Source organism: Catenulispora sp. GP43, from assembly GCF_041260665.1.
Taxonomy (GTDB): domain Bacteria; phylum Actinomycetota; class Actinomycetes; order Streptomycetales; family Catenulisporaceae; genus Catenulispora.
Genome location: NZ_JBGCCT010000003.1, coordinates 469,242 through 493,908 on the forward strand (window position 1 = coordinate 469,242; position 24,667 = coordinate 493,908).

23 protein-coding genes and 1 riboswitch are annotated in these 24,667 nt (G+C 71.1%); of the genes, 13 read left to right on the forward strand and 10 right to left on the reverse strand.

What is annotated here, in order from left to right:
• Positions 1–18: 18 nt before the first annotated feature.
• Both ABH926_RS09460 and ABH926_RS09465 read right to left on the reverse strand, forming a co-directional pair.
• A complete protein-coding gene (locus ABH926_RS09460) occupies positions 19–627 on the reverse strand; it encodes a TetR/AcrR family transcriptional regulator (RefSeq protein WP_370365022.1) in 609 nt (202 codons plus the stop codon).
• Entirely contained in the window at positions 627–1,472 is an 846-nt protein-coding gene (locus ABH926_RS09465; RefSeq protein WP_370365023.1) for an oxidoreductase, read from the reverse strand. The genes ABH926_RS09460 and ABH926_RS09465 overlap by 1 nt, the downstream gene beginning before the upstream one ends.
• A 573-nt stretch (positions 1,473–2,045) precedes the next feature.
• Here ABH926_RS09465 and ABH926_RS09470 point away from each other — a divergent pair.
• The 6 genes from ABH926_RS09470 to ABH926_RS09495 all read left to right on the forward strand — a co-directional run bounded on the left by ABH926_RS09470 (position 2,046) and on the right by ABH926_RS09495 (position 6,682).
• Positions 2,046–2,318 carry a cell wall-binding repeat-containing protein gene (locus ABH926_RS09470; RefSeq protein ID WP_370365196.1) on the forward strand — a complete coding sequence of 91 codons (273 nt, stop codon included), beginning with the start codon at positions 2,046–2,048 and terminating at the stop codon, positions 2,316–2,318.
• 138 nt (positions 2,319–2,456) lie between these two features.
• Positions 2,457–3,041 (forward strand): hypothetical protein, encoded by a 585-nt coding sequence (locus ABH926_RS09475; protein ID WP_370365024.1) that lies wholly within the window; start codon positions 2,457–2,459, stop codon positions 3,039–3,041.
• 157 nt (positions 3,042–3,198) lie between these two features.
• A complete protein-coding gene (gene nth, locus ABH926_RS09480) occupies positions 3,199–3,954 on the forward strand; it encodes an endonuclease III (RefSeq protein WP_370365025.1) in 756 nt (251 codons plus the stop codon).
• Positions 3,955–3,968: 14 nt separating this feature from the next.
• Positions 3,969–4,670, forward strand: coding sequence for a CoA pyrophosphatase (locus tag ABH926_RS09485; protein ID WP_370365026.1), 702 nt, complete (start codon positions 3,969–3,971; stop codon positions 4,668–4,670).
• Positions 4,671–5,852, forward strand: coding sequence for a MarP family serine protease (locus ABH926_RS09490; RefSeq protein ID WP_370365027.1), 1,182 nt, complete (start codon positions 4,671–4,673; stop codon positions 5,850–5,852).
• A 113-nt stretch (positions 5,853–5,965) separates the two neighbouring features.
• Complete coding sequence (locus ABH926_RS09495) at positions 5,966–6,682, forward strand: metal-dependent hydrolase (RefSeq protein ID WP_370341068.1); 717 nt, start codon at positions 5,966–5,968, stop codon at positions 6,680–6,682.
• A 4-nt stretch (positions 6,683–6,686) separates the two neighbouring features.
• Here ABH926_RS09495 and ABH926_RS09500 read toward each other — a convergent pair whose 3' ends face one another.
• Entirely contained in the window at positions 6,687–7,586 is a 900-nt protein-coding gene (locus ABH926_RS09500) for an alpha/beta fold hydrolase (protein ID WP_370365028.1), read from the reverse strand.
• A gap of 125 nt (positions 7,587–7,711) precedes the next feature.
• Between ABH926_RS09500 and ABH926_RS09505 the strand changes: the two genes are divergently transcribed.
• The 5 genes from ABH926_RS09505 to ABH926_RS09525 all read left to right on the forward strand — a co-directional run bounded on the left by ABH926_RS09505 (position 7,712) and on the right by ABH926_RS09525 (position 13,267).
• Positions 7,712–8,959 carry a GNAT family N-acetyltransferase gene (locus ABH926_RS09505; RefSeq protein WP_370365029.1) on the forward strand — a complete coding sequence of 416 codons (1,248 nt, stop codon included), beginning with the start codon at positions 7,712–7,714 and terminating at the stop codon, positions 8,957–8,959.
• Between the two features lie 24 nt (positions 8,960–8,983).
• Complete coding sequence (locus tag ABH926_RS09510; protein ID WP_370365030.1) at positions 8,984–9,814, forward strand: enoyl-CoA hydratase/isomerase family protein; 831 nt, start codon at positions 8,984–8,986, stop codon at positions 9,812–9,814.
• A 117-nt stretch (positions 9,815–9,931) separates the two neighbouring features.
• A riboswitch (cobalamin riboswitch) is annotated at positions 9,932–10,061 on the forward strand.
• 105 nt (positions 10,062–10,166) lie between these two features.
• Positions 10,167–11,156 carry an ABC transporter substrate-binding protein gene (locus ABH926_RS09515; RefSeq protein WP_370365031.1) on the forward strand — a complete coding sequence of 330 codons (990 nt, stop codon included), beginning with the start codon at positions 10,167–10,169 and terminating at the stop codon, positions 11,154–11,156.
• A 9-nt stretch (positions 11,157–11,165) separates the two neighbouring features.
• Positions 11,166–12,500 carry a FecCD family ABC transporter permease gene (locus ABH926_RS09520; protein WP_370365032.1) on the forward strand — a complete coding sequence of 445 codons (1,335 nt, stop codon included), beginning with the start codon at positions 11,166–11,168 and terminating at the stop codon, positions 12,498–12,500.
• Positions 12,497–13,267: an ABC transporter ATP-binding protein gene (locus ABH926_RS09525; protein WP_370365033.1), complete on the forward strand. Its 771-nt coding sequence runs from the start codon at positions 12,497–12,499 to the stop codon at positions 13,265–13,267. The genes ABH926_RS09520 and ABH926_RS09525 overlap by 4 nt, the downstream gene beginning before the upstream one ends.
• On the opposite strand, the gene ABH926_RS09530 is transcribed toward ABH926_RS09525, so the two are convergent.
• The 6 genes from ABH926_RS09530 to ABH926_RS09555 all read right to left on the reverse strand — a co-directional run bounded on the left by ABH926_RS09530 (position 13,264) and on the right by ABH926_RS09555 (position 18,969).
• A complete protein-coding gene (locus ABH926_RS09530; RefSeq protein ID WP_370365034.1) occupies positions 13,264–14,628 on the reverse strand; it encodes an ABC transporter substrate-binding protein in 1,365 nt (454 codons plus the stop codon). The genes ABH926_RS09525 and ABH926_RS09530 overlap by 4 nt on opposite strands.
• A 66-nt stretch (positions 14,629–14,694) precedes the next feature.
• On the reverse strand, positions 14,695–15,063 hold the full coding sequence (locus tag ABH926_RS09535) for a hypothetical protein (RefSeq protein WP_370365035.1): 369 nt from the start codon (positions 15,061–15,063) through the stop codon (positions 14,695–14,697).
• Between the two features lie 35 nt (positions 15,064–15,098).
• Positions 15,099–15,593, reverse strand: coding sequence for a SigE family RNA polymerase sigma factor (locus tag ABH926_RS09540; RefSeq protein WP_370365036.1), 495 nt, complete (start codon positions 15,591–15,593; stop codon positions 15,099–15,101).
• Between the two features lie 108 nt (positions 15,594–15,701).
• Entirely contained in the window at positions 15,702–16,601 is a 900-nt protein-coding gene (locus tag ABH926_RS09545) for a hypothetical protein (RefSeq protein WP_370365037.1), read from the reverse strand.
• Between the two features lie 126 nt (positions 16,602–16,727).
• The gene (locus ABH926_RS09550) at positions 16,728–18,353 is read right to left on the reverse strand and encodes a long-chain fatty acid--CoA ligase (protein WP_370365038.1); all 1,626 of its coding nucleotides are present in this window, start codon (positions 18,351–18,353) and stop codon (positions 16,728–16,730) included.
• Positions 18,354–18,396: 43 nt separating this feature from the next.
• A complete protein-coding gene (locus ABH926_RS09555) occupies positions 18,397–18,969 on the reverse strand; it encodes a SigE family RNA polymerase sigma factor (protein WP_370365039.1) in 573 nt (190 codons plus the stop codon).
• Positions 18,970–19,282: 313 nt separating this feature from the next.
• Between ABH926_RS09555 and ABH926_RS09560 the strand changes: the two genes are divergently transcribed.
• Positions 19,283–20,935 carry a hypothetical protein gene (locus ABH926_RS09560; protein ID WP_370365040.1) on the forward strand — a complete coding sequence of 551 codons (1,653 nt, stop codon included), beginning with the start codon at positions 19,283–19,285 and terminating at the stop codon, positions 20,933–20,935.
• A 67-nt stretch (positions 20,936–21,002) separates the two neighbouring features.
• Here ABH926_RS09560 and ABH926_RS09565 read toward each other — a convergent pair whose 3' ends face one another.
• The gene (locus ABH926_RS09565; RefSeq protein ID WP_370365041.1) at positions 21,003–22,148 is read right to left on the reverse strand and encodes a DUF1906 domain-containing protein; all 1,146 of its coding nucleotides are present in this window, start codon (positions 22,146–22,148) and stop codon (positions 21,003–21,005) included.
• 158 nt (positions 22,149–22,306) lie between these two features.
• On the opposite strand from ABH926_RS09565, the gene ABH926_RS09570 reads away from it, so the two are divergent.
• The gene (locus ABH926_RS09570; protein WP_370365042.1) at positions 22,307–24,613 is read left to right on the forward strand and encodes a heavy metal translocating P-type ATPase; all 2,307 of its coding nucleotides are present in this window, start codon (positions 22,307–22,309) and stop codon (positions 24,611–24,613) included.
• Positions 24,614–24,667 lie beyond the last annotated feature (54 nt).

Genomic DNA, 24,667 nt, shown 5'->3' on the forward strand with positions numbered 1-24,667 from the left:
AGGTTCCGGGAGCCTTCCTCAGGACAGGCCGGCGCTGATCAACCAGATGTGCTCGCAGGTGTCCGAGGTGTTCTTCAAGCTCTCGCGGGACTCCTGCGAGGCGTGGTAGAAGTTCCGCTCGATCATCCAGCACAGGGCGCGCGCCATCGCCGAGGCCTGCTTCGGTCCGCCGCCGGGCGCCACTCCGGCGCGTTCCAGCACCGCGGTGATGGCCGCGATGAACAAGTCGGCGGTGCGGTTCCACAGGGTGCCGATCTCGGGAACGGTCAACGACAGGTCGATCGCGGTGCGCATGACCGGGCCGTGGTCGTTCCACAGCTCGACCGTGCGCCGCATCGCCGTCGCCACGGCCGCGCGCGGTTCGTCGGCCTCGGCCGTGGCGCGGGAGCGTTCCCACAGGTGCTCGACGGTGCGCGCGACGAGCGCGGTGACCACCTCCTGTTTGGAGCCGAAGTAGAAGTACAACGCGCCGCGGGTGATGCCGGCGCCCTGGGCGATGTCGTTGACGGTCATGGCGTCGTAGCCCTTGTCCGTCAGCAGTGCTTCGCAGGTGTCGAGGATGGCCCGCTCCCGCAGATCGCCCTTGCTCTCGGCGGCGCGCCGGCTCGATGTGTCGTGGCCGGGCATCAGAGCTGAGCACCCTCGGCGAAGTCGGTGGTGCGCGAGAGCGCCTCCCAGTCGCGGATGTCCGCGTCCACGGCCGCGCGCGCGGCCCCGACCAGGCGCAGCGCGTCCGAGCCGAGGAGCAGGTGCGACGGCGGCGCCTCGACCGAGGCGATGTGCACCACGGCCTCGCCGGCCTTGGCCGGGTTGCCCAGCTGGTTGCCGCTGGCCTTGCGGCGGGCGTCGCGGATGGGGCCGAACAGGTCGTCGTAGTCCTCGACGGTCCGGTCGGCGCGGGTCATGGAGCGGCCGGCCCAGTCGGTGCGGAAGGAGCCCGGCTCTATCGCGGTGACGTGGATCCCGAACTGTGCGACCTCTTTGCCCAGCGCCTCCAGGATGCCCTCGAGGGCGAACTTGCTGCCGCAGTAGGCGGACATCCCCGGTACCGCCATGAGTCCGCCCATGGAGGTGACGGCCATCAGGTGCCCGCGCCGGCGGCGGCGCATGGCGGGTAGCGCGGCGCGCAACGTGGCCACCGCCCCGAAGACGTTGACCTCGAACTGCCGCCGCACCTCGGCCAGCGGCGTCTCCTCGAAGGTCCCCTCCAGGCCGTAGCCGGCGTTCGCGATGACCACGTCCAGGGGCCCGACGGCCGTCTCGACCTCGTCGACCGTGCGCGCGACGGCGTTGTCGTCGGTCACGTCCAGGACGCGGCCGTGGGCCCGTCCGGGGGCGAGGGCTTCGAAGGCCCGCGAGTCCTCCTCGGAGCGCACGGTGCCGGCCACGGTGTGCCCGGCATCCAGGGCGGCCTGCGCGAACGCGCGGCCGAGGCCGCTGCTGACTCCGGTGATGAGCCACTTCTGCTGCATCGTTTCTCCCATCGACGAAAAAAAGTCTACATCATGTCGATTTTCGTCATCGCGGTGTCGATTTTCGGCGGGTTCGCAGAAGGGTGAGATGGCCTCGACCGAACGTATGATCACGTCGTCGCACGCTCGCGCTAGCCTCCCTGACATGCGTCGTCTTGGTTATCGTCGGGCTTCGAGACGGTGGCGGCCGATGGATCGCAGCCCGCGCACGTCGCCGTCGTCGGCGGAGGCTGGGACACCAGCCATGTCGCCGACAACCCGGCGGTGTCGCCGGACGGATCACGCATCGTCTTCGAGGATCAGACCGCCAACACCGTGTGGGTCTGCGACCTGGGCGGCCGGAACGCCCACGAACTCGTCGCCCCGGGGACCTCGGACGTCGGTGGCTCTCCCTTGCAGAACCTGACTCCAGTCCGCTCTGGGCGGACAACGGCACAGTGCTGTTCGCTCGCACCACGCACTCGTACGATCCCACGCACAATCCAGTCGTCATCCCGGCGACCACGATCATGTCGGTGAAGCTGGACGGCACCGGGCTGAAGACCTTTCTGAAGACCCCGACCACCGCCGACTATCCCGTCTCCAAGTCGGCCAACGGACTGCTCCTGTACGCGACGATCCACGGGCGTCTGCGGCCACGACCGCTACGCGACGGCCGCCAACCTCGCCGGCGCCTGGAACGAGGACGTACCGACCGCGACCCCCGTCGGCGTCGCCAGCGGAACGGCCTTCGCGGACAGCCTCACCGGCGGCGCGTACATGGCGCTCATGAACGGCCCGCTGTTGCTGACGGCCACATCTTCGGCGGACCCACCGCGATCTCGCCGGTCGTGGAGGCACGGCTGATCACGGACGCGAAGCGCTGAGCGCCGCCCGGCCGTTCCGCGGCCGGGCGTTCAACCCTGGGGTGGAGGCGTGGTTTCCACCCCCGTCCCACCTCAGGGTTGAAGAAACAGCAGGTCGTCGGCTTGCATAGTCGTAGTCATGACGACAACCGACTGGATCATCGACATCGCGCTCGTCCTGATCGTCTTCCGCCAGCTGCGCGAGGAGCGGATCTCCAAGGCCACGTTCATCGTGCCGATCGCGATGATCACCTTCGCGGCGAAGAACTACCTGCACGGCATCCCCACCGCCGGCAACGACCTGGTGCTGATCGCTGTGTTCACCGGTGTCGGCGTCGTGTTCGGCCTGTTCGGCGGCCTGCTCACCCGGATGCGGATGCTGCAGGGCCACGCACACATCAAGGCCACCGCCGGCGCCGCCGCACTGTGGGTCATCAGCATGGGTTTCCGCCTGGGCTTCGCGGTCTGGTCCTCCCACCCCTCCGGCGCCGCACACCTGACCAAGTTCTCGGCCGCCCACGACATCACCAGCGGCCAGGCCTGGGTCACCGCCCTGATCCTGATGGCCTTCAGCGAAGTCATCGTCCGACTGAGCACCATCGGCGCCCGCGCCTGGACCCTGTCCTCGCGCACCACGCAGACACAGATCCGGACCCGGACGGCGCCGCAGAACCAGGGCCAGAACCGGAACCGCGAGTACGTGATGACGGCCGGCCGCCGGTGAGCGAAGGCGCGCGACCAGATTCTCGCCAAGCGAGGCCCGGCACCCAGGTGCCGGGCCTCGGCCGTCGTCCGCCGCGGCCCGCTTCACCCCGCCGCCATCGGGTGACGACCGCGAGTTCACACCCGCCTCTTAGGTTCATCGGCTTACAGTGGAGCCCATGACCCGAGCCGCCGCCGACGTCTCCGACGTGAAGACAGCGAAGCCGGAGACCCACACGGCGCTGGTCAGGCGCGCCCGCAAGATCTACCGCGAGCTCAGCGACGTCTACCCGTACGCCAAGTGCGAGCTGGACTTCGAGGACCCCTACCAGCTCCTCACCGCGGTCATCTTGTCCGCCCAGTCCACCGACGTCGGAGTGAACAAGGTCACGCCCGCGCTGTTCCGGCGCTACCCGACGCCCGCCGACCTGGCCTCCGCCGATCCCGAGGAGCTCGAGGCGCTGATCAAGCCCACCGGGTTCTTCCACAACAAGGCGAAGTCGCTGCTGGGCATGTCGAAGGCGGTGGTCACCGACTACGGCGGGCAGGTGCCGGGCAAGCTCAACGAGCTGGTGAAGCTTCCGGGGGTCGGCCGCAAGACCGCCAATGTCGTGCTCGGCGACGCGTTCGGCGTCCCCGGCATCACGGTCGACACCCATTTCGGGCGCCTGGTGCGCCGCTGGGGGTGGACCGATCTGGAGGACCCGGTCAAGGTCGAGCACGCCATCGGCGAGTTGTTCCCGCGCAAGGACTGGACGCTGCTCTCGCACCGGACCATCTACCACGGCCGGCGGGTCTGCCATGCGAAGAAGCCGGCGTGCGGAGCGTGCCCGATCGCGAAGCTGTGCCCCAGCCGGGGGATCGGGGAGCAGGATCCGGTGAAGGCGGCCGCGCTGCTGAAGTACAAGCCGGGGGAAGGCGGTCTGCCGCTGTGAGCGTTGCGCACGACATGGACATTCCGATAGCCGATCCGCTGCCCGACTGGCTGCTTCCGCTCGCCCGCGCCGCCGAGAACGGGAGCGGGATGGGGCCCCGGTTCCAGCGGCCCGCGGATCTGGCCGGGGAGCCCCGGCGCTCCGCCGTGCTCATCCTGTTCGGTGAGGATCCCGTCGAGGGGCCCGACGTGTTGTTCGTCGAGCGCGCCAAGACGCTGCGGAACCATCCCGGCCAGCCGGCGTTCCCCGGCGGTGCCGTGGACCCCGGGGAGGGGCCGGTGGCGACCGCGCTGCGGGAGGCCAACGAGGAGACCGACCTGGATCCGGACGGGGTCCAGGTCTTCGGGATCCTGCCCGATCAGTACGTCTTCCCCTCGGACTTCCTGGTGACGCCGGTATTGGGCTGGTGGCGCGCCCCGAGCCCGGTGCGGGTGCGCGATCCGCGGGAGGTCGCCTCGGTGCGCCGGATCGCGGTGCGCGAGCTGGTCGACCCGGCCAACCGGATGCTGGTCGGCAACCCTTCGGGGCGGTCGAGCCCGGCCTTCGAGGCGGGCTCGCTGTTGATCTGGGGTTTCACCGCCGCGCTCCTGGACGGGGTGCTCAGGGCGGGCGGATGGGAACAGCCGTGGGACACCGGGCGGGTCGAGCCGCTGCCGCAGGAGGTGCTCGCGCTGGCGTTCCGCAGCCGCGGGGCGCCGGGGGGAGAAGATAAGTAGATGGACATCCTCGACATCCTGCTGCTGCTGGTCGTGGCGGCGTTCGCGGTCTCCGGGTATCGGCAGGGTTTCGTCGTCGGAGTGGTCTCCTTCGCGGGCTTCCTCGGCGGTCTGGCGCTGGGCTTCGTGATCGTCCCGACGTTCCTGGACCGCTCCTCGGCGAGCCTGCTGGCCTCGGTGATAGCGCTGTGCGCGGTGCTGGCGCTGGCGGTGGTCGGGCAGGTGCTCGGCTCGATGCTGGGCGGCAAGCTGCGCGAGGCCATCACCTGGGAGCCGGCCCGGCTGGTGGACGCGGTGAGCGGCGCGGTGGTGTCGGTGGTCGCGGTGCTGATGGTGGCCTGGTTCCTGGGCCTGGCGCTGTTCACGTCCTCGGTGCCGACCATCAGCGACCAGGTGCGCTCCTCCAGCATCCTCAAGGGCATGACCCAGGTGCTGCCGCAGGGCGCCAACCAGTGGTTCAACGGGTTCTCCAACGTCCTGAACCGCAATGGCTTCCCGCAGGTGTTCGCGCCCTTCCAGGCCGAGGACCCGGCGAACGTCCCGGCCCCGGACCAGTCGCTGGTGGGCAGCCCGGTGATCGCCGCCGACCGGGCCTCGATCGTGAAGATCCGCGGCCAGGCCCCCTCCTGCGGCAAGGACATCGAGGGCTCCGGGTTCGTGTACGCGCCCGGCAAGGTGATGACCAACGCGCACGTGGTCGGCGGCACCCGCTCGCTGGTGGTGCGCCAGTCCAACAACCGGCAGTACGCGGCCACCGTGGTGCTGTTCGACCCCAAGCGCGACATCGCGGTGCTGGACGTCCCCGGCCTGAAGGCCCCGCAGCTGAACTTCGACCTGGACGGCAAGGCCAACGACTCCGCGATGGTGGTCGGCTACCCCGAGGACGGCCCGTTCAGCGTCGACCCCGCGCGCATCCGCGAGCAGATCACCGCGACCGGCGCCGACATCTACTCCAACGGCAACGTCCGGCGCCAGGTGTTCGCGCTCTACGCGCAGGTGCAGCAGGGCAACTCCGGCGGCCCGCTGCTGTCCACCGACGGCCGGGTGCTCGGCGTGGTGTTCGCCAAGTCGCTGGAGGACAAGAACACCGGGTACGCGCTGACCGCGCAGGAGGTCTCCTCCGACGCGTCCGCCGGCGCCGCCACCGACGTTCCGGTGAACACGCAGGCCTGCGCGATCTGAGGCGCCGGGCCGGCGACCCGGTTTTTCAGCCCTCTGCCGCACTGACCTCCGTCGTGCCCTCCTGATACGTTCATGCCACTGTCGGCGAAGCACAACCAGGGGGCGGATCGGCCATGCTCGGGCACTCACACGCGACCAGCGGCGGACTGGCCTGGGCGGCGGCCGCCTCGGCGCTGCCGATGAGCGTCCTGGCCTATCCGGCCATGCATGGCTCCACCGCGCACATCCAGGTCAAGGACCTGATCTTCGGGACCTTCATCACGGCCGGAGCGGCGCTGCTGCCGGACATCGACCACCCGAACGGCACCATCGCGCACGCGATCGGGCCGATCACCCACAACCTGTGCAGGGCGATCGAGAAGATCAGCGGCGGGCACCGGCACGCCACGCACTCGTTCGCCTTCGTCGCCGCCGTCACCTACGGCACCTGGGCCGGCGAGAAGTACCTCGGGCGCTACTTCACCCTCGGCCTGGTGTTCTTCATGCTGGCGCTGGCCGCCCGGGCGCTGAACCTGTGCCCGCCGGGAGAAGGGCTTCACGCCTACGGGCCCTGTATCCTGCTGGCCGGCGGCGGCACGGTCCTGATGGACCGCTGGATCGCCAGCGCGCCGAGCTGGCTGCCGTTCGCCATAGGCCTCGGGGCGCTGACCCATCTGGCGGGTGACTGTCTCACCGACCACGGCTGCCGGCTGTTCTGGCCGTTCACGCTGCGCACCGGGATACCGCTGATCCAGCGCACCGGCAACAAGATGGAGACCTGGTTCCTGGCGCCGGCGATGGCCGTGGGGTGCGCGGTGCTGCTCTACATAAAGACTTCTGGGAAGTCGTAGTCGGCTAGCTCTTCAGCCAGTCGATCAGCTCGCCGTTGAAGCGCATCGGCGCCTCCTCCTGCGGGAAGTGGCCGATGCCCTCCAGCAGCCGCCAGCGGTACGCGGCGGTCACGTAGCGGCCCGAGCCGCGCGCGATGTGCGGCAGCAGGGCGTTGTCGAGCTCGCCCTGCAGGTGCAGAACCGGCACCTTGACCTCGGTGCGCATGCGCTGCGCGTACCGCATGCCGTCGGGGCGGACCAGGGACCTGATGAGCCAGCGGTAGTACTCCAGCGAGGAGTGCGCGGCGCCGGGGACGAGCATCGCCTCGCGGTAGCGCTGCGCGACGTCCAGCTCCGGCCAGCCGGTCGCGCCCCATTCCGCGAGCAGCTGCTCGACCAGCATGGCCGCGTCGCGGGTCAGTGCCTTCTCCGGGGCCCACGGCCGCTGGGCGGACCACATGTAGCGGGCCGCCGAGATCTGCCTGGGATCGGTCAGCAGGCCCTGGCGGAGCCGGCGCGGATGGGCCGAACCGGTGACGGCCAGGCGGTTCACCGCGGCCGGGCGGAAGACCGCCGCGGTCCAGCCCAGGAAGGCGCCCCAGTCGTGGCCGACCAGGGTGGCGTTGGACTGGCCGAGGGCGCGGATGACGCCGGTGACGTCCATCGTCAGGGTCAGCGGGTCGTAGCCGCGCGGGGTCTTGTCGCTGCCGCCGTAGCCGCGCAGGTCCATGGCCACCGCGCGGAAACCGGCGTCGGCCACCGCCGGGAGCTGGTGGCGCCAGGACCACCAGAACTCCGGGAAGCCGTGCAGGAACAGCACCAGCGGGCCCTCCCCCATCTCGGCGACGTGGAAGCGGGCGCCGTTCGCGGTGATGTCGCGGTGCGTCCACGGGCCGGCCAGGCGGATCGGATCGGAATCCTGCATGGGATCAGCCTGCCATGGGGAGCAGGCCGAAGGGGGCCGCGTTCACGCTCCGTGAGGCGTCGCGCGACCCGCCGCCGGGTGAATATCTGCTCGCTGTCGGGACGAAGCGGTGTTAGCCATGGACTATGAGCTCCAACGGCGCCTACCATCCGATCCGTCCCATCACGGACGACGAGGTCCAGGCCTACACCGCGCACCTCGACCTCGCCTTCCACGAGAACCCGCCGCAGGAGGCGCACGACCTCGCGATGCGGCTGCTGGGCGGCCGCGCGATCGCCGGGTTCGACGGCGCCGAGCTGGTCGGCACCGGCGGCGACCACGTCTTCGAGCTCACGGTGCCCGGCGGGGTCACGGTGCGGGCGGCCGGCGTCTCCTACATCACCGTCAAGGCCACACACCGCCGGCGCGGAATCCTCACCTCGATGATGCGCTACCAGCTCGACGGCCTGCACGAGCGCGGCGAGGCGCCGGTGGCGATCCTGGAGGCCTCCGAGCCCGCGATCTACGGCCGGTTCGGCTACGGACTGGGCTCCCAGCAGTTCGAACTGACCATCCCGCGCGGCGACAACGGCTTGTCGCGGGTGCCGGGCGGCGACAAGTTCCAGCTGCGGATGGCCGATCCGCTCCAGGCCTACGAGCGCTGCCAGGAGGTCTTCGAGGCGAACCGGCTCGGCCGGCCGGGGATGCTGCCGCGGGCCGGCGACGCCTGGCACGACTCGGCGCTGGCCGACCACGACTTCGCCCGCGACGGCGCGGGCCCGCTGCGCTGCGTGGTCGCCGAGGACGCGGCCGGCCGGGCGGTCGGGTTCGCGCGCTACCGGATCAAGGAGGACTGGGACAACCCCGCGCGCCCGGACTGCAAGGTGCGGGCCAAGGAGGTCTACGGCCGCGACCTGGCGTCCTACGTCGCGATCTGGCGCTTCCTGCTCGACATCGACCTGACCAGCGAGATCCACGCCGAGGTGCCGACCGACGACCCGCTGCTGTTCCTGCTCGCCGATCCCCGGCAGGCGGTGCCGCGGGTGCAGGACGAGCTGTACGTGCGGATCGTCGACGTGGACCGGGCCCTGGCGGCGCGGCGGTACGCGGCGCCGGTCGACGTGGTGTTCGAGATCTCGGACACCTTCTGCGCGTGGAACACCGGACGCTGGCGGTTGCGCGGCGATGCCGAGGGGGCGGTCTGCGAGCGGACCACGGATCCGGCGGATCTGGTGCTGGGGCCGCGCGAGCTCGGGACCGCCTACCTCGGCGGTTTCTCGCTGGCCGCGCTGGGCCGGGCCGGGCGGGTCGAGGAGCTGCGGCCGGGGGCGCTGGCCGAGGCGTCGCGGGCCTTTGTGAGCGATGTCGCGCCCTGGGTGCCCTTCGGATTCTGACCTTGGTCTCATAATCTGGGCGCCATGAACGAGGTAACCGAGAAGGATTACAAAGGCGTACTCCTGCGGCGGCACCCCGCGTCCGGCAACGGCGTGGTCGCGGAGATCGTGCTGAACCGCGCGTCGGCGATGAACGCGATCTCGACCGCGATGGCCGCGGCGATCCGGGACGTCGCGCCGGAGCTGGCCGAGGACCCGGCGGTGCGCGCCGTGGTGGTGTCGTCGGCGCCGCCCGCGGCCGAGGGGAAGAACCACGCGTTCTGCGTCGGCGTGGACCTCAAGGAGCGCAACCAGATGAGCGACGCCGAGCTGGTCGCCACCCGGCCGGCGTTCCGGCGGACCTGGGGCGCGTTCGGCTCGCTGCCGATGCCGGTCGTGGCTGCGGTCTCCGGCTACGCCCTGGGCGGCGGCTGCGAGCTGGCGCTGGCCTGCGACCTGATCGTGGCCGACGACGGCGCGGTGTTCGGGCTGCCCGAGGTGTCCGTCGGCGTCATCCCCGGCGGCGGCGGCACGCAGACGCTGGTGCGGCGCGTGGGCATGAACCGCGCCGCCGACCTGATCTTCACCGCGCGGCGCATCGACGCCGACGAGGCCGACCGGTTCGGGATGGTGGACCGGCGGGTGCCGGGGAGCTCGACGGCGCGCGCGGCGGCGCTGGAGCTGGCGCAGCAGATCGCGAAGAACTCGCCGATCGGGGTGCGCAACGCCAAGCACGCGCTGAAGGTCGGCGCGGACCTGCCGCTGGCCGCCGGGCTGGACGTGGAGGACGGGGCGTGGCGGGCCACGGCGTTCTCGGCGGACCGGGCCGAGGGTGTGCGGGCGTTCGTGGAGAAGCGGTCGCCGGTCTGGCCGTGAGTGGTGCGGGGTTCTTGAAGCAGCGCGGGGCTTTTGAAGTAGCGCAGGCTTCTTGAAGTAGTGCAGATCACCAGCCGTCGCCCCATTTGCCGTTAGGCGAGTGCGTCCGCGCTTGCTAGCGTCTTGGGCGACGGCGGTGTGCGCCGTCCACATCGAGTGCAGCGAAGCCGGTGGGAATCCGGCGCTGTCCCGCAACTGTGAGCTCTCCGTTCGGAGGGCGAGCCAGGTCGCCTCACGCGATGTGCCAAGGTTCGGCCCTCGCGGTTCGGGGCGGTCCGGCTGTGTGCGCGGCACGCCTGCCTGGGTCGGCGCGCGCGGCGGGGACCGCGGATCAGCCGGAGGAGCTGACCTCGTGCATTCTCGTCTGCACAATTCGACGCGGCGCGTGGCCGTCGGCCTCGTCGCGGCCTCGGCGCTGCTGGCCGCCGGGTGTTCGTCGTCGAAGTCGGCGTCGGCCCCGGCCGGCTCGGGCACCGCGTCCACCACGACCGCCGCCTCGTCCGCGGCCGCCTTCCCGGCCACGATCACCGCCAAGAACGGCGCGGTGAAGTTGGCGGCCGAGCCGAAGAAGATCGTGTCGCTGTCGCCCTCGGCCACCGAGGACCTGTTCGCGATCGGCGCGGGCTCGCAGGTCACCGCGGTCGATGACCAGTCGGACTATCCCGCGAGCGCCCCGAAGAGCGCGCTGTCCGGCTACAAGCCGAACGCCGAGGCGATAGCGAAGTACAACCCGGATCTGGTGGTCGTCGCCGACGACAGCTCGCAGATCGTGGAGCAGCTCGGCAAGCTGAACGTCCCGGTCCTGTGGTTCGACGCCCCGAACACCCTGGACGACGCCTACAGCCAGATCACCGAGCTCGGCGCCGCCACCGGCCACACCACCGCCGCGACCACCGAGGTCGCCACGATGAAGCAGCAGATCACGGCGGCGATCGCGGCCACGAAGAAGCCGGCCACACCTCTTAAGTACTACTACGAGGTCGGCACCCCCGGGAACTACAGCGCCACCTCGAAGACCTTCATCGGCTCGATCTTCGCCCAGTTCGGCCTGACCGACATCGCCGACCCGGCCGACAAGACGGGCGGCGGCTACCCGCAGCTCTCCGACGAGTACCTGGTGACCGCGGCCCCCGACCTGATCTTCCTGGCCGACACCAAGTGCTGCCAGCAGACCTCGGCCACCGTCGCCGCCCGCCCCGGCTGGTCGGCGATCCCGGCGGTGAAGAACGCGGCGAAGGGCACGGTCGTCGGCATGGACGACGACATCGCCTCCCGCTGGGGTCCGCGCCTGGTGGATCTGGTGCAGCAGATCTCGAAGGCCGTGAACCAGGCCCAGGGCTGAGCCACGGCGATGCGGCGGCAGGGAGCGGATGCGGATGCTGACGCGGCGGCGGCGGGGGGTGCCGAAGCCGCGGCGGTCGATGCTGCTGCGACGATGGTGGCCGCGGGCGCTGACGCGGCGGCCGGAGTCCTGGCGCCGGGACCTGCCGCGCATGTCGCTGCCGAGTCTGCGAGCGGCGACCGCCCGGCGACCGATGAGCCGAACTCGATCCCCCCGCACTCGCGCCCGAGCCGCCGCCTTGCCCGCTCCGCGGTCGATGAGCCGAACTCGATCCCTCCGCACTCGCTCCCGCACTCACCCCCACGCCGCCGCCTCGCCCGCCCGACCGTCGCCCTCCTCGCCGCGACCGCGGTCCTCCTTCTCGCCGTCCTCGTCTCCAGCCTCGGCGGCGCCGCGGGCCTCCCGGTCGCCGGCACCGCCAAGGCGCTGCTGGACAAGCTCCCCTTCGTAGACCTCCATACCGGGCTCGGGCCGGTGCAGCAGAGCGTGCTGGACCAGATCCGGCTGCCGCGCGTCGTCCTGGCCACGCTCGTCGGGGCGCTGCTCGCGCAGGCGGGGGCCGCGTATCAGGGCGTCTTCCGCAATCCGCTCTCTGACTCCGGGACCATCGGGGCCTCCGCCGGTGCCGGGATGGCCGCGACGCTCGTCATCGTCTATGGCGGCGGGCCCGAGCACACCGTGGCGGGCATCGGTGCCGTGCCGCTGGCCGCGTTCGTCGGTGCGCTCGGCGGGGTGCTCGCCAGCTATGTGCTCGGCACGTTCGTGGGTCGGGGCGGGACCGCCTCGCTCATCCTCGCCGGGGTCGCGGTCAGTTCGTTCGTCGGGGCGGTGCAGGCGTTCGTCATGCAGCGGAGCACCACGGACGTGCGGCAGGTGTACTCGTGGCTGTTCGGGAGTTTCGCCGCCGCCGACTGGTCGCTGGTGCGGTTGGCGCTGCCCTACGCCGTCATCAGTGTCCTGATCGTCACCGTGCACGCGCGGCATCTGGACGTCCTCGCGCTCGGCGACGACGAGGCCGCCACCCTCGGCCTGAACCCCGTGCGGACCCGGCTGATCGTGCTGGCCGCGGCCTCGCTGGCGACCGCGACCGCGGTCGCGGTCAGCGGCATCATCGGGTTCGTCGGGCTGGTGGTGCCGCACGTCGTGCGCCGTGTCGCCGGGCCCGGGCACCGGCTGCTGCTGCCGATGAGCCTGCTGGTGGGCGGTGCGTTCCTGGTGCTGGCCGACCTGCTCGCGCGGACCGTGCTGGCGCCGGCCGAGCTGCCGATCGGGGTCGTGACCTCGTTCGTCGGGGCGCCGTTCTTCCTGGTGATCCTGCGGGCGACGCGGGAGCGGGACCGGTGAGCGCGGTCAAGGCCGCCGGGGTGCGGGTGAGGCTGGACCACAAGCCGATCCTGCACGGCGTCGACCTCGCCGTGGCCTCCGGATCGTGGCACGCCGTGCTCGGCCCGAACGGCGCGGGCAAGTCCACGCTGCTCAAGGCGATCGTCGGCATCCTGGCCTACCAGGGCGACATCCGGGTCGGCGGGGAGTCGGTCGCGAAGCTGTCCGCCAAGCACCGGGCCCGCCTCATCGCCTACGTCCCGCAGCAGCCGCAGCTGCCCGGCGACATGACCGTCGCCGAGTACGTCCTGCTCGGCCGCACCCCGTACCTGGGCTACCTGGGCGTGGAGTCCCGTAGCGACCGCGCGGTCGCCGAGGGCGCGCTGGAGCGCCTGGACCTCGCCGGATTCGCCGGCCGCCGGCTCGGGGCGATGTCCGGCGGCGAACGGCAGCGGGTGGTGCTGGCCCGCGCCCTCGCGCAGCAGGCCGGCGTGCTGCTGCTCGACGAGCCGACCACCGCCCTGGACCTCGGCCACCAGCAGCAGGTCCTGGACCTGGTCGACGAGCTGCGCGCGACCGAGGGCCTGACCGTGGTCAGCACCCTGCACGACCTCAGCCTGGCCGCGCAGTACGCCGACGAGCTCACTCTCGTGGCCGGCGGCGCGGTGGTCGCCACCGGCACGGCGCGAGAAGTCCTTACCGAGCAACGGATCGCCGAGCACTACGGAGCTCGGGTCAAAGTATTCGACGACGGCGAGGGGCGCCCGGTCGTCCACCTCGTCCGCTAGGGCGAGTAGGAAACCTCGGGCACGTCGTAGCAGTTGGTGTCCATGTCCGGCACCCGCGTGACCCAGCCGCCCTTCCCGCCGTCCGCGGAGTCCTGCCACTGCGCCACGTCGAAGCACGCGTGCGTCGTCCCGGTCGGCGCCTTCACGGTGAACGCCGCCGGCGTGATGATCCCGTGCGCGTCATAAGGCTTCCCGGAGTTCATGAACTTCTCGACGCACACCCGCGTCACATCCGCCCCGCACGAGGCCACCGCGTCGGTGAGCCACTGCGCCGAGGCCCAGCCGTCGATCTCCCACTCCGACAGCTTTCCCTCCCGGTCCGGGAAGTACTTCGCCATCGCGTCCCGGAACGCCTTCACCGCCGGGTTCGACGTGTCCTCGTAGTTGGCGTCGGAGGAGTTGGCGTACAACAGGTTCCGGCACTTCGGCGCGTCCTTGTAGGTCGTGGCGACGGTGGCGTCCCAGCTCTGGACCGTCGTCATCTTCGCCTTGATCGGCACCCCGGCGTCCTCGATCGCCTTGCACAGCCTGGCGTTCCCGTCGGTGTCGATGGTGTCGAACACGACGTCCACGCCCTTGTTCTTCATATCCAGAGCCGCGGAGTCGAAGTCCGCCAAGGCGATGTCCAACTGCTCCGGGACGACCGTGAACCCCTCCGCGCGCAGAGCCTGCGCCTCATAGGAGGCGAAGCGTGCCGAGTCGGCCTCGTTGTACGAGACGAGCCCGGCGACGCGCGCCTTCAACACCGTCTTCGCGTAGTGCTCGGCCTCGGTGGACGAATACAGCTTTCCCTGCCATCCGATGGTCTTGCCGTCGCGCGGGTAGTCGCTGCCGTAGATCGAGTACAGGTGCGGGTACTGGTCGTAGGCGTTGCTGATCGGCTCGCCGCCGATGTCCGGCACGTCTTTGGCCGAGACGTAGGACGCGCCGTCGTACTGGAAGATCGAGTTGCCCGAGAACGCGAAGACCTTGTCCTGGTCGATCAGCGTGTGCGCGCACGAGACGTCGGTCCCGCCCACGCCCTGGTCGTCGCACGTCACGAAGGTGATCCGGCGCCCGTCGACCCCGCCTGCGGCGTTCAGCGCCTTGAAGAAGGCCTGCGCGCCGTACATCGGGCCGGAGAAGGTGTCCGGGCCGAGCAGCGAGTCGACCGAGTCGATCATTCCGATGGTGATCGAGGCCGGGGTGACGCCCACGTCGCTGGCCGGGTTCGCGGATCCGGCGGCCGTCGTCCCGGACGCGCCCGGGCTCTGCGCGGCGAAGGCCGAATCCGGCAGCCGGGTCCCGCACGCCGCGGTCGCGAGCAGCGGAAGGCCCGCTCCGAGCACGAAGACCAGCCGCATCCGCTGGATCCGTCGCATCGGCCCTCCCAAGGCCCTCAGCCCTTCAGCCCCTCGGCCCCTCGGCTCCTCGTTCCTCAGAGCGTGTCAGGGGTCGACGCTTACCGTCCCACCACTGGTCCCGCTGCTCTGCGCGCCTCCGCTCAGCGTCGTCCCGCCGACCGGAGGCGCGGGGGGCCCTCCGCTGCCGCCGCCGGGGACCACGTTCGTGACGCTCGTGTGCGTCGAGTGCGCCACGGCGGCGATCCCGCCGACCATGCCGAACCCGGCGACGCACAGCACTCCGGCCGCGACGCCGGTACGCACCCGCTGCCGGTGGCGGATGTGCCCGCCGAGGGCCTCCACGGCGACCATCACGTCGTCCACGTCCGGCAGCGCCGGTTCCCCGGCGGTGAAGGCGGTCTCCATCAGACCGCGCATCGCGTCCTCGCCCGCGGACGCGTCCACCGCGTTCATCCGTGTCCTCCTTTCGCCGGATCCGCACCCATCGTTCAGACCGCCTGGTGTACAGACGAGTCGAGCAGACCTTTCAGTTTCGCCAAGGCGCGTGCGGTGTCCGACTTCACGGTGTTGGCCTTCATACCGAGTGCCTCGGCGGTGGCCTCCACACTCATATCGTCCCAGAACCGCAGCGCGACGACGGCACGCTGGCGCGGTGAGAGCTGCTTCAGCGCCGCCATCAGGGCCAGCCGGGTCTCGATCTCCGGGCCCTCGGTGCCGGAGTCGGGCAGTTCGGCCGTGACCAGTTCGTGGTTGCGGCGCTTGCGCGACTCGTCGATGTAGGTGCGCACCAGTACCTGGCGCGCGTAGGAGTCGACGGCTTCCACGGCGCGCACCCGCGACCAGGCGACGAAGAGCTTGGCCAGCGTCTGCTGGGTGAGATCCTGCGCCTGGTGCCAGTCGCCGCACAGCAGATACGCGGTTCGCCGCAGAGCGCCCTGGCGGGCGGTGACGAACTCACGGAAATCCTCGGTCCCCGACCGCATCGGTATCAGTGGCCTTCACACGTTTTCGGCGGCTTGCCTGGACTGCTCAGGTGGCGCTGGACCTCGTCGTCGGTTCCTCTGTCGCACTGAGGGGGTGCGAAGGACTGGTCAGCCGCCGGAGCCCACGACCGCGGTGGTCAGCAGGCCGAGGACGGCCGTGGCGGCGTCGGCCGCCGGGTCGGTGTCCGAGCCGGCTTCCAAGTCGTAATACCCTGCGTCGGCCTTGGCATTCCCGCGTGTGTAGGTGATAACCACGTATCGCCCGCGGCGCTGTGCCACGACCGAGATCGTGACATGGCTCTGGGTGTCGGTGTAGACGAACACCCCCTGGGAGTTGTCCCAGGACGGGCCGACCTCGCCGATGCCGCCGCCGACGACCTCGTCCTTCGCGCCGTCCCCGGGCCCGCCGCAGTTCGGCGCGTTGGGGTCGACGGTGCCCATGCCGGCCACGGCGGCCTGGGCGGCGTCCGAGCTCAGGTAGGCGATCGCGGTGCTGACGACCCAGTGCGCCGGGTTGCCGTCGCTCGTGGAGGAGGACCCGCTGGAGCTCGACGAGGTCGGGTTCGAGGAACCGCCCTTGTGGCTGTGGCTGGAGGAGCTTGAGCTCGACGTGGTCGACGGCGCCACCGGATCGCCGGGCAGCGCGTCGGCGCGGAAGTAGCTGGTGACCGGTTCCAGCGACTTCTGCTTGGTGTCGATCATGTTCTGCGTGCAGGCCCAGGCCTGCTTGAGCAGGATCTTCGAGGCGTCCGCACCCTGCCACGTCTGCCATTTGTTGTCAGTGGCGAATGCACTGTCCAACTCCTGGGTAGTGAGTTGCAAGGAGTTGAGGACCTGCACGTCGTTCTCGTTGGCATCGGCGTTCGCCAGCGACTGCGACGCCGCGGCACTGGATGCCGCGGTACCACCGCCGGATGAGGAGCCGGAACACGCCGTCATCGACAGCGCGGTGAGCACCGATGCCGCGCCCGCGGCGGCGCCGCGCGAAAACCGCCGAGATATCCGCATGTCCGCGGTGCCTCCCCTGCCGAGTACTACTGATGTTCCAGCGCTCAAGTTCTCGGCACTCTACACTGCGGACTTTTCCACGGAAGAGGCGTTCAGGCCCTGGTCTACAACGCTTCTACAACGCTGCTACAGCTCCGTGACCTCAAGCTCACCGGCCGCGTACGCGCGGCGCACTTCTTTCTTGTCGAACTTGCCCACCGACGTCTTCGGGACGGCGTTGAGGAACGCCCACCGCTCGGGCAGCTGCCACTTCGGGATCAGTCCGGACAGATACTCCCGCAGTTCGGCCGGCGAGGCCTCGGAACCCTCGCGCAGCACCACCGCGGCCAGCGGCCGCTCCTGCCAGCGCGGGTCCGGGACGCCGACCACGGTCGCCTCGGCCACCGCGGCGTGCGCCATCAGGTGGTTCTCCAGCTCGACCGAGGAGATCCACTCGCCGCCGGACTTGATGACGTCCTTCTCCCGGTCGGTGAGCGTCAGGTAGCCGTCGGGGGTGATGGTGCCGACGTCGCCGGTGCGCAGCCAGCCGTCGCGGAACCGCTCGGGGTCCTCGTCGCGGTAGTAGGAGGCGGCGATCCAGGGGCCGCGCACTTCCAGCTCGCCCACCGCCTCGCCGTCGTTGGGCACGATCGCGCCGTCCGGGCCGGCCAGCCGGGCCTGCACCCCGGCCGGGAAACGGCCCTGGGACACGCGGTAGGACCAGGCCTGCTCGCCCTCGGCGCCGGCCGGCGGATGCGAGACGCTGCCCAGCGGCGAGGTCTCGGTCATGCCCCAGGCGTGGATGATGCGCATGTCGTAGCGCTCTTCGAAGGCGTGCATCAGCGCCGGCGGGACCGCCGAGCCGCCGACCACCGCGCGCTTGAGCGTCGGGATCTTCTCCCCGGTGGCGTCCAGGTGGTTCAGGACGTCGGCCCAGATCGTCGGCACCGCGCCGGCGAAGTTCGCCCCCGCCTCGTTGATCGCCCGCACCAGGGCCGGGGCCTGCATGAACCGGTCCGGCATGACCAGGCTGGCGCCGCTCATCAGCGCCGCGTACGGGATGCCCCAGGCCATCGCGTGGAACATCGGCACGATGGTCAGGACCCGGTCGGTCTCGTTGAGCTGGAACGACTGCGGCATCGTGACCTGCATCGAGTGCAGGTAGATCGAGCGGTGGCTGTAGACCACGCCCTTGGGGTTGCCGGTGGTGCCGGAGGTGTAGCACATCGCGGCCGCGTCGGTCTCGACGAAGTCCGGCCAGTCGTAGGTCATCGGCTTGCCGGCCAGGAGTTCCTCGTACCGGTGGATCCGCTTGCCCGCCGCCTCCAGCGGCGCCGGGTCGCCCTCGCCGACGACGACCACGTGCTCGACGGTCTCGAATCCCGGCAGCACCCGGGCCAGTAGCGGGATCAGACTGCCGTCGACAAGCACCACCTTGTCCTCGGCGTGGTTGGCGATGTACGTGACCTGATCCGGGTACAGCCGGATGTTCAGGGTGTGCAGCACCGCGCCCATGGACGGGACGGCGAAGTACGCCTCCAGGTGCTCCTGGTTGTTCCACATGAACGTCGCGACCCGCTGGTCGCCGCGGATGCCCAGGTCGTCGTGCAGGGCGTGGGCCAGCTGCGCGGCGCGGGCGCCGACCTCGGCGAAGGACGCGGTGCGCAGGCCCTCGGCGGTCACGGTGTGCACCCGGGAGCCGGAATAGACGGTCGAGGCGAACCTCAGGAGCGTCGGGATGCCAAGCGGGGTCTCCTGCATGGTCGAGCGCATCGCTGACCTCCTGAGGGGTTGAGGTTACCGGGCGGTACACCGGTCAGTCTGCATCGACCCTTGCGGATTTCGGAAGGGGTTCTCCGGCAGGCGGGCTAAGCGGAGCGGGGATGGCGACCCGCGCGTCGCGCAACGCGCCGTCCGTCCGGAGTTTGGCCAAAGCACGGGAAGCGGTCGATTTCACCGTGCCGACTGAGATCCCCATTACTTCGGCCGTCTCGGCTTCGGACAGATCCTCGTAATAGCGCAGGACGACCACCGCGCGCTGACGGCGCGGCAGCTGCGCCAGCGAGTTCCAGACCGTGGAGCGCAATTCGATCTCGGCCGGCCGCGTGTCCTCCCAGACCTGTTCGGGGAGCTGGTCGGTGGCGTACTCCTCGACGCGGCGCTTGCGCCACCAGGAGGTCTGGGTGTTGACCAGGACGCGCCGTACGTATCCGTCGAGCGCGCCTTTGTCCTGAATACGGCCCCATGACAGATAGGTCTTGGCCAGCGCGGTCTGTAGAAGGTCCTCGGCGTCGGCGCGGTTTCCGGTCAGCAGATAGGCGACTCGCAGTAGGGCGCCGGACCGTTCGGTGACATAGCGGGAGAACTCCTGGTCTCTGTCCTCCGTCACGCCACAACGTTATGCCGAGGGGGCGCTGGGATGACAATCGAGGGGCGGCCCGGCGTGGTGCCGATCTGGGTGTTGTGGGCAGCGCACAGAAATCACGGCTACTTCTTAGTAGATGCCCTACCGCTGGGCTCCAGTATTGAGTACCGTTTGCGCAACGATCCCACCACATCAGTGGACATTGATCACACACAGCACTGCGGACACAGCGGCAACGGGGGCCGCCTCATCCCGAGCTTCTGAGCCGAGGCGGGCGACACATGGTGACGACGAGCAGGGTTCCGGACTCGCACTCCGGAGAACGGTCAGGCAGCCGATGAGCCTCGCGTACGGCGAGCAGCAGAGGAACAGCTCGGCGATGAGCGCGTCCGGGGCCGGTGGCCAGCGGGAGCTCGAGCGCCAGTACCACGTCGTGCTGCAGGACTCACTGGGCCACCCGGCGCTCGGCTTCCGCGAGGGCACCTGGTTCCGGCTGACCGTGTCCGGTCCGCAGCCGCTGCAGCTGCGCGGTGCGATCCGGACGTGCCCGCACGCCGCCGGGTCGATCGTGCAGATCGCGTGCTGGTGGATGCGGGAGAACCCGATGCAGCCGCGGTCCCTGGACCTGGCCACCGAGCTGGCGCTGACCGTCGGCGAACTGGTGCGGGTGTGTCCGGCCGACGGGCTCGGGACGACCTCGATGGACCTGCTGCCGATGGCGATGGCCGCGGTGGCGCAGAGCGGGCCGCCGGTGTCCCCGGCGCCGGCGCTGCCCAGCGGGTCGAGCGGGTACGCGACGTCCGGATCGGCCTTCGGATCGACCCCGGCGCTGGGCTCGTCCGCGCCGACCTCCTCGGACGCCTTCGGCACGGGGCCCGCGTTCGGTTCCTCGAGCAGCGACGCCCTGTACGGCAGCGGGGTGAGTACGAGTTCTGCGACCAATGGCTACGACTCGACGAGCCTGTATGGCTCGACGAGCACTTATGGCTCGACCAGTTCCTCCGGCGGCTACGCCACCGAGACGAGCGGTTATGGCTCCTCGGGCGGCTACAGCACCTCGGCCGGCCCGACCGACGCCTACAGTTCCGGCGCGAGCGGTTACGGATCGACCACGAGCTCGTCCGGCGGCTATGGCTCGACCAGTTCCTCGGGCGGCTACGGCTCCTCGAGTTCCTCGGGCAGCTACAGTTCCTCGAGTTCCTCGAGTTCCTCGGGCGGCTGGGGGTCCGGCTCGTACGCGTCGCTCGCGAACCCGCTGACCGACCCGCTGCCCTCCTCGTACTCGTCCGCGCCCGACCCACTGGATCAGAGCACGTATTCGACGTCGCCCGATCCGCTCGGCCAGAGCGGCTACTCCTCCGGGACGTACGCCTCGTCCGGCTCGTACGACTCGGCACCGACCTCCTACCTGCCGGCCGCGACCGGCGCGCGGGCGGCGAACAACGGCTGGTTCGAGCCCGCGGACGGGACCGGCACCGGGGGCTTCCCGGCGGTACCGCCCGCCCCGGTCATGGGCCGTCCGGCCAAGCCGGTACCCGCGCCTTCGGCGCCGCCCCCGGCTCCCGCGCCGGCCAAGCCCTACTCGAGTGCTCCCGGAGCCGGAGCGGGCCGCGGCTACCAGGGCGGCCCGACGCAGCAGGCCGCGCTGCCGCCGGCGAACCGCCCTCGCGAGACCGGCGCCGACTGGGAGCCGCGTGCCGCCGCACCGCGCCGCCCGGGCGTCGGCGGCCCCTCGCACCAGCCGCGTCCGCAGCCGCAGCAGCAGGCCGCCCCGCGTCCGGTGCCCGGCGCGACCGGTCAGCAGCCGCGCCCGCGGCCCCAGCAGCCCCGCGACGGCTACGGCCGCCCCGCCGAGCCGCAGCAGGACCTGAGCCGTTCCAGCGACCGCAACGGCGTGCCGCCGCGTCGGCCCGCCGCCGCCGCGCAGCCGCAGCGCGGGACCATGGGACGCCGTCCGGCGACCCGGCCCGGGCGGCCTTCGGAGCGGTAGTCGGCTTCGGCTGCTGCTGAGGATGGCGGGACCGGCGATGACCGGCGACGGCTAGCGGGCCGGCCCGCTAGTTGGCGGCTGCCGCTGGTTTCAGCGCCGCGACCGGCGCGTCCAGCACGTTCAGATCGATGTTCAGCCGCTTGCCGCCGTACGTCTCGTTGTGGCCGCCCCGGTACTGCTTGATCCGGCGCGCGCCCGGCCAGTACCGGTCGGCCAGCGTCGGGTCGCCGAACAGCCGCGGGATCTTGTCCCAGTGCGCGTACCACACCACGTCGGCGCGGTAGGCCGCCTGGCTGTCGTACAGCAGCGCCATGTCCGCGAGCGCGCCGTGGGAGCTGCTGTAGATCCCTGAGACGAACCCGCGGGTGTGCAGCTCGTCGGTCCACGCGCTCAGGAACGCCTGGACGTCCTGGGTGCAGCCCGGGTTGTCGCGCGGGTAGTACTCCATGTCGAAGTAGATCGGGCTGCCCTGGGCGATGCCGAAGGAGTCCGCGCGGTCCGCCGCGTTGTCGGCCGCCTCCTGGCCCTCGGTCCAGCGGCGGCCGCGGTCGATCAGCGCGGGGTGGCCGTGGTGGGGGTCCTTCCAGCACGGGGCTTGCAGGCCCACGTAGATCGGGAAGAGCTTCCAGCCCTGCTGGTCCACGGTCTGGATCCAGGCCGGGGTCAGGTTGCCGTCCGGGCAGGCGCGGTCGACGCCGCCGATGTAGATGCCGACGGCGTGGTACGGCGAGGCGCCGGCCCAGGCCTTCATGGCGTCGGTGGTCGGCGCCGCGCAGGTGTCGAAGCCCAGGCCGGAGTAGGTGGCGGCGGCCTTGACCGGCCGCTCGGGGATGTGGGGGCGGTTTGGGGGGGCGGTTTGGGGCACCTCGCCGGTCCCGTCGCCGGTCTTGTCGCCGGACGCCTGGTGGCCCCGGGTCCGCGTCACGCTGCCATCCGAGGCGATCCGCACGGTGTCGGTCCGTCCCACGGCGCCGGCCGGGCAGTTCTGGTCCGGCCCCGGATCGCCGAGGTACACCGCGTGGCGGTCATACCGGATACAGGTATGCGGATGGGCGGTCAGATCGTGCACCGGCCAGCTCACGGGGACCTCGACGGTGGTGCCGGCGTAGCTCACCTCCTTGAGCCCGGACAGCGGACCGACCGCCGCGTCGACGGCATTGCCGCAGCTCAAAGTTAGGACCGCGGTCAGCGCGACGAGTGGGAACAGACGCATGACGCTCCGTCTACCCGGTGGCGCGCCGGCGATCACTCCCTTGAACCCCGGCGGCGCAATGGTCATATCGACGGACCGGCCGCTGGCGGAATACCCCCATGGGGTATACCGTTGGGTGTACTGAGAGACTGAACCCCTTCCCGCACGCGGAGGCAGCGATGGTGGACACCGCCTTGGAGGCGCCGGCCGAACCCGGCCCGCTCAACGACGTCGAGCTGGCGATCGGCGGGATGACCTGCGCCTCCTGTGCCTCGCGCATCGAGCGCAAGCTGAACAAGCTCGACGGCGTCACCGCGACCGTGAACTACGCCACCGAGAAGGCGAAGGTCAGCTTCCCCGACGGCTACGCGCCGGCCGATCTGGTCGCCGTCGTCGAGGCCGCCGGCTACACCGCGGCGCTGCCCGAGCCGCCGGCCCCCGCCGGGCCCGCGTCCGCCGAGGACGGGTCCGCGCCGGTGCGGACCGCCGCCGAACTGGAGGACGAGCGCCGCGCGGTATCGCTGCGCCAGCGCCTGACCACCGCGGTCGTGCTCTCCGTGCCGGTGGTCCTGATGGCGATGATCCCGGCCCTGCAGTTCCGCAACTGGCAGTGGGCCTCGCTGACGCTGTCCGCGCCGGTGGTCACCTACGCCGCCTGGCCGTTCCACAAGGCGGCCTGGACCAACCTGAAGCACCGCGCGGCCACCATGGACACCCTGGTGTCCGTCGGCGTCTCAGCGGCCTTCCTGTGGTCGCTGTGGGCCCTGTTCTTCGGCGACGCCGGGATGCCCGGCATGAAGCACGGCTTCGACTTCGCCGTCTCGCGCACCGACGGCTCCGGGTCGATCTACCTGGAGGCGGCCTCGGGCGTGACCGCGTTCATCCTGGCCGGACGGTACTTCGAGCACAAGGCGAAGCGGCGCTCCGGCGCGGCCCTGCGGGCCCTGATGACGCTCGGCGCGAAGGACGTCGCGGTGCTGCGCGGCGGCGCCGAGGTACGTATCCCGATCAGGGAGCTGGCTGTCGGCGACTCGTTCGTGGTGCGGCCGGGCGAGAAGGTGGCCACCGACGGCGTGGTCGAGCAGGGCCGCTCGGCGGTCGACGCCTCGATGCTCACCGGCGAGTCGGTCCCGGTGGACGTGGTCCCCGGCGACGCCGTCACCGGCGCGACCGTGAACACCTCCGGCCGCCTGGTGGTGCGCGCGACCCGGGTCGGCGCCGACACCCAGCTGTCCCGGATGGCGAAGCTGGTCGAGGAGGCGCAGAACGGCAAGGCCGCGGCGCAGCGGCTGGCCGACAGGATCTCCGCGGTCTTCGTCCCGACCGTGATCCTGCTGTCCCTGGCGACCCTGGCCTTCTGGCTGCTGACGGGCACCGGCGTGGCCACGGCGTTCGCCGCCGCGGTCAGCGTCCTGATCATCGCCTGCCCCTGCGCCCTGGGCCTGGCCACGCCGACCGCGCTGATGGTCGGCACCGGCCGCGGCGCGCAGCTCGGTGTCCTGATCAAGGGCCCGGAGGTGCTGGAGAACACCCGCAAGGTGGACACCATCGTGCTGGACAAGACCGGCACCGTCACCACCGGCGCCATGGCCCTGGTCGGCGTGGCCGTCGCCGAGGGCGAGTCGCCGCAGGAGGCGCTGCGCCTGGCCGGCGCGCTGGAGCAGGCCAGCGAGCACCCGATCGCCAAGGCGGTCGTGGCCGCCGCGGCCTCGGCCGAACCGGGTGGCACGCTTCCGGCGGTCGAGGGCTTCGAGAACGTCGAGGGCCTGGGTGTGCAGGGCGTGGTGGACGGCCACGCGGTCGTGGCCGGCCGGGAGAAGCTGCTGGCCGAGTGGGCCCAGCACCTGAGCCCGGAGCTGGCCGCGGCCAAGGCCGAGGCCGAGGCGGCGGGCCGCACCGCGATCGCGGTCGGCTGGGACGGCCGGGCCCGCGCCGTGCTGGCGGTCGCCGACGCGGTGAAGCCCACCAGCGCCGAGGCCATCCGCGAACTGCGCGCCCTGGGCCTGACCCCGGTGCTGCTGACCGGCGACAACGAGACAGTCGCCCGCGCGGTCGCCGCCGAGGTCGGCATCGGCCCCGACGAGGTCCTGGCCGAGGTCCTGCCGGTGGGCAAGGTCGAGGCGGTGAAGCGGCTGCAGGCCCGGGGCCGGGTGGTCGCGATGGTCGGCGACGGCGTGAACGACGCGGCCGCCCTGGCCCAGGCCGACCTGGGCCTGGCCATGGGCACCGGCACCGACGCCGCCATCGAGGCCGGCGACCTGACCCTGGTCGGCGGCGACCTGCGCACCGCGGCCACCGCGATCCGCCTGTCCCGCCGCACCCTGGCCACCATCAAGGGGAACTTGTTCTGGGCGTTCGGCTACAACGTGGCGGCCCTGCCGCTGGCCGCCGCTGGGCTGCTGAACCCGATGATCGCCGGGGCCGCGATGGCCTTCTCGTCGGTGTTCGTGGTGAGCAACAGCCTGCGGCTGCGGCGGTTCCGGTAGGCGCTGCCGCTGTCGCCGGACAGGCGGAAGCCCCGCAGACCCCCCTGGTGTCTG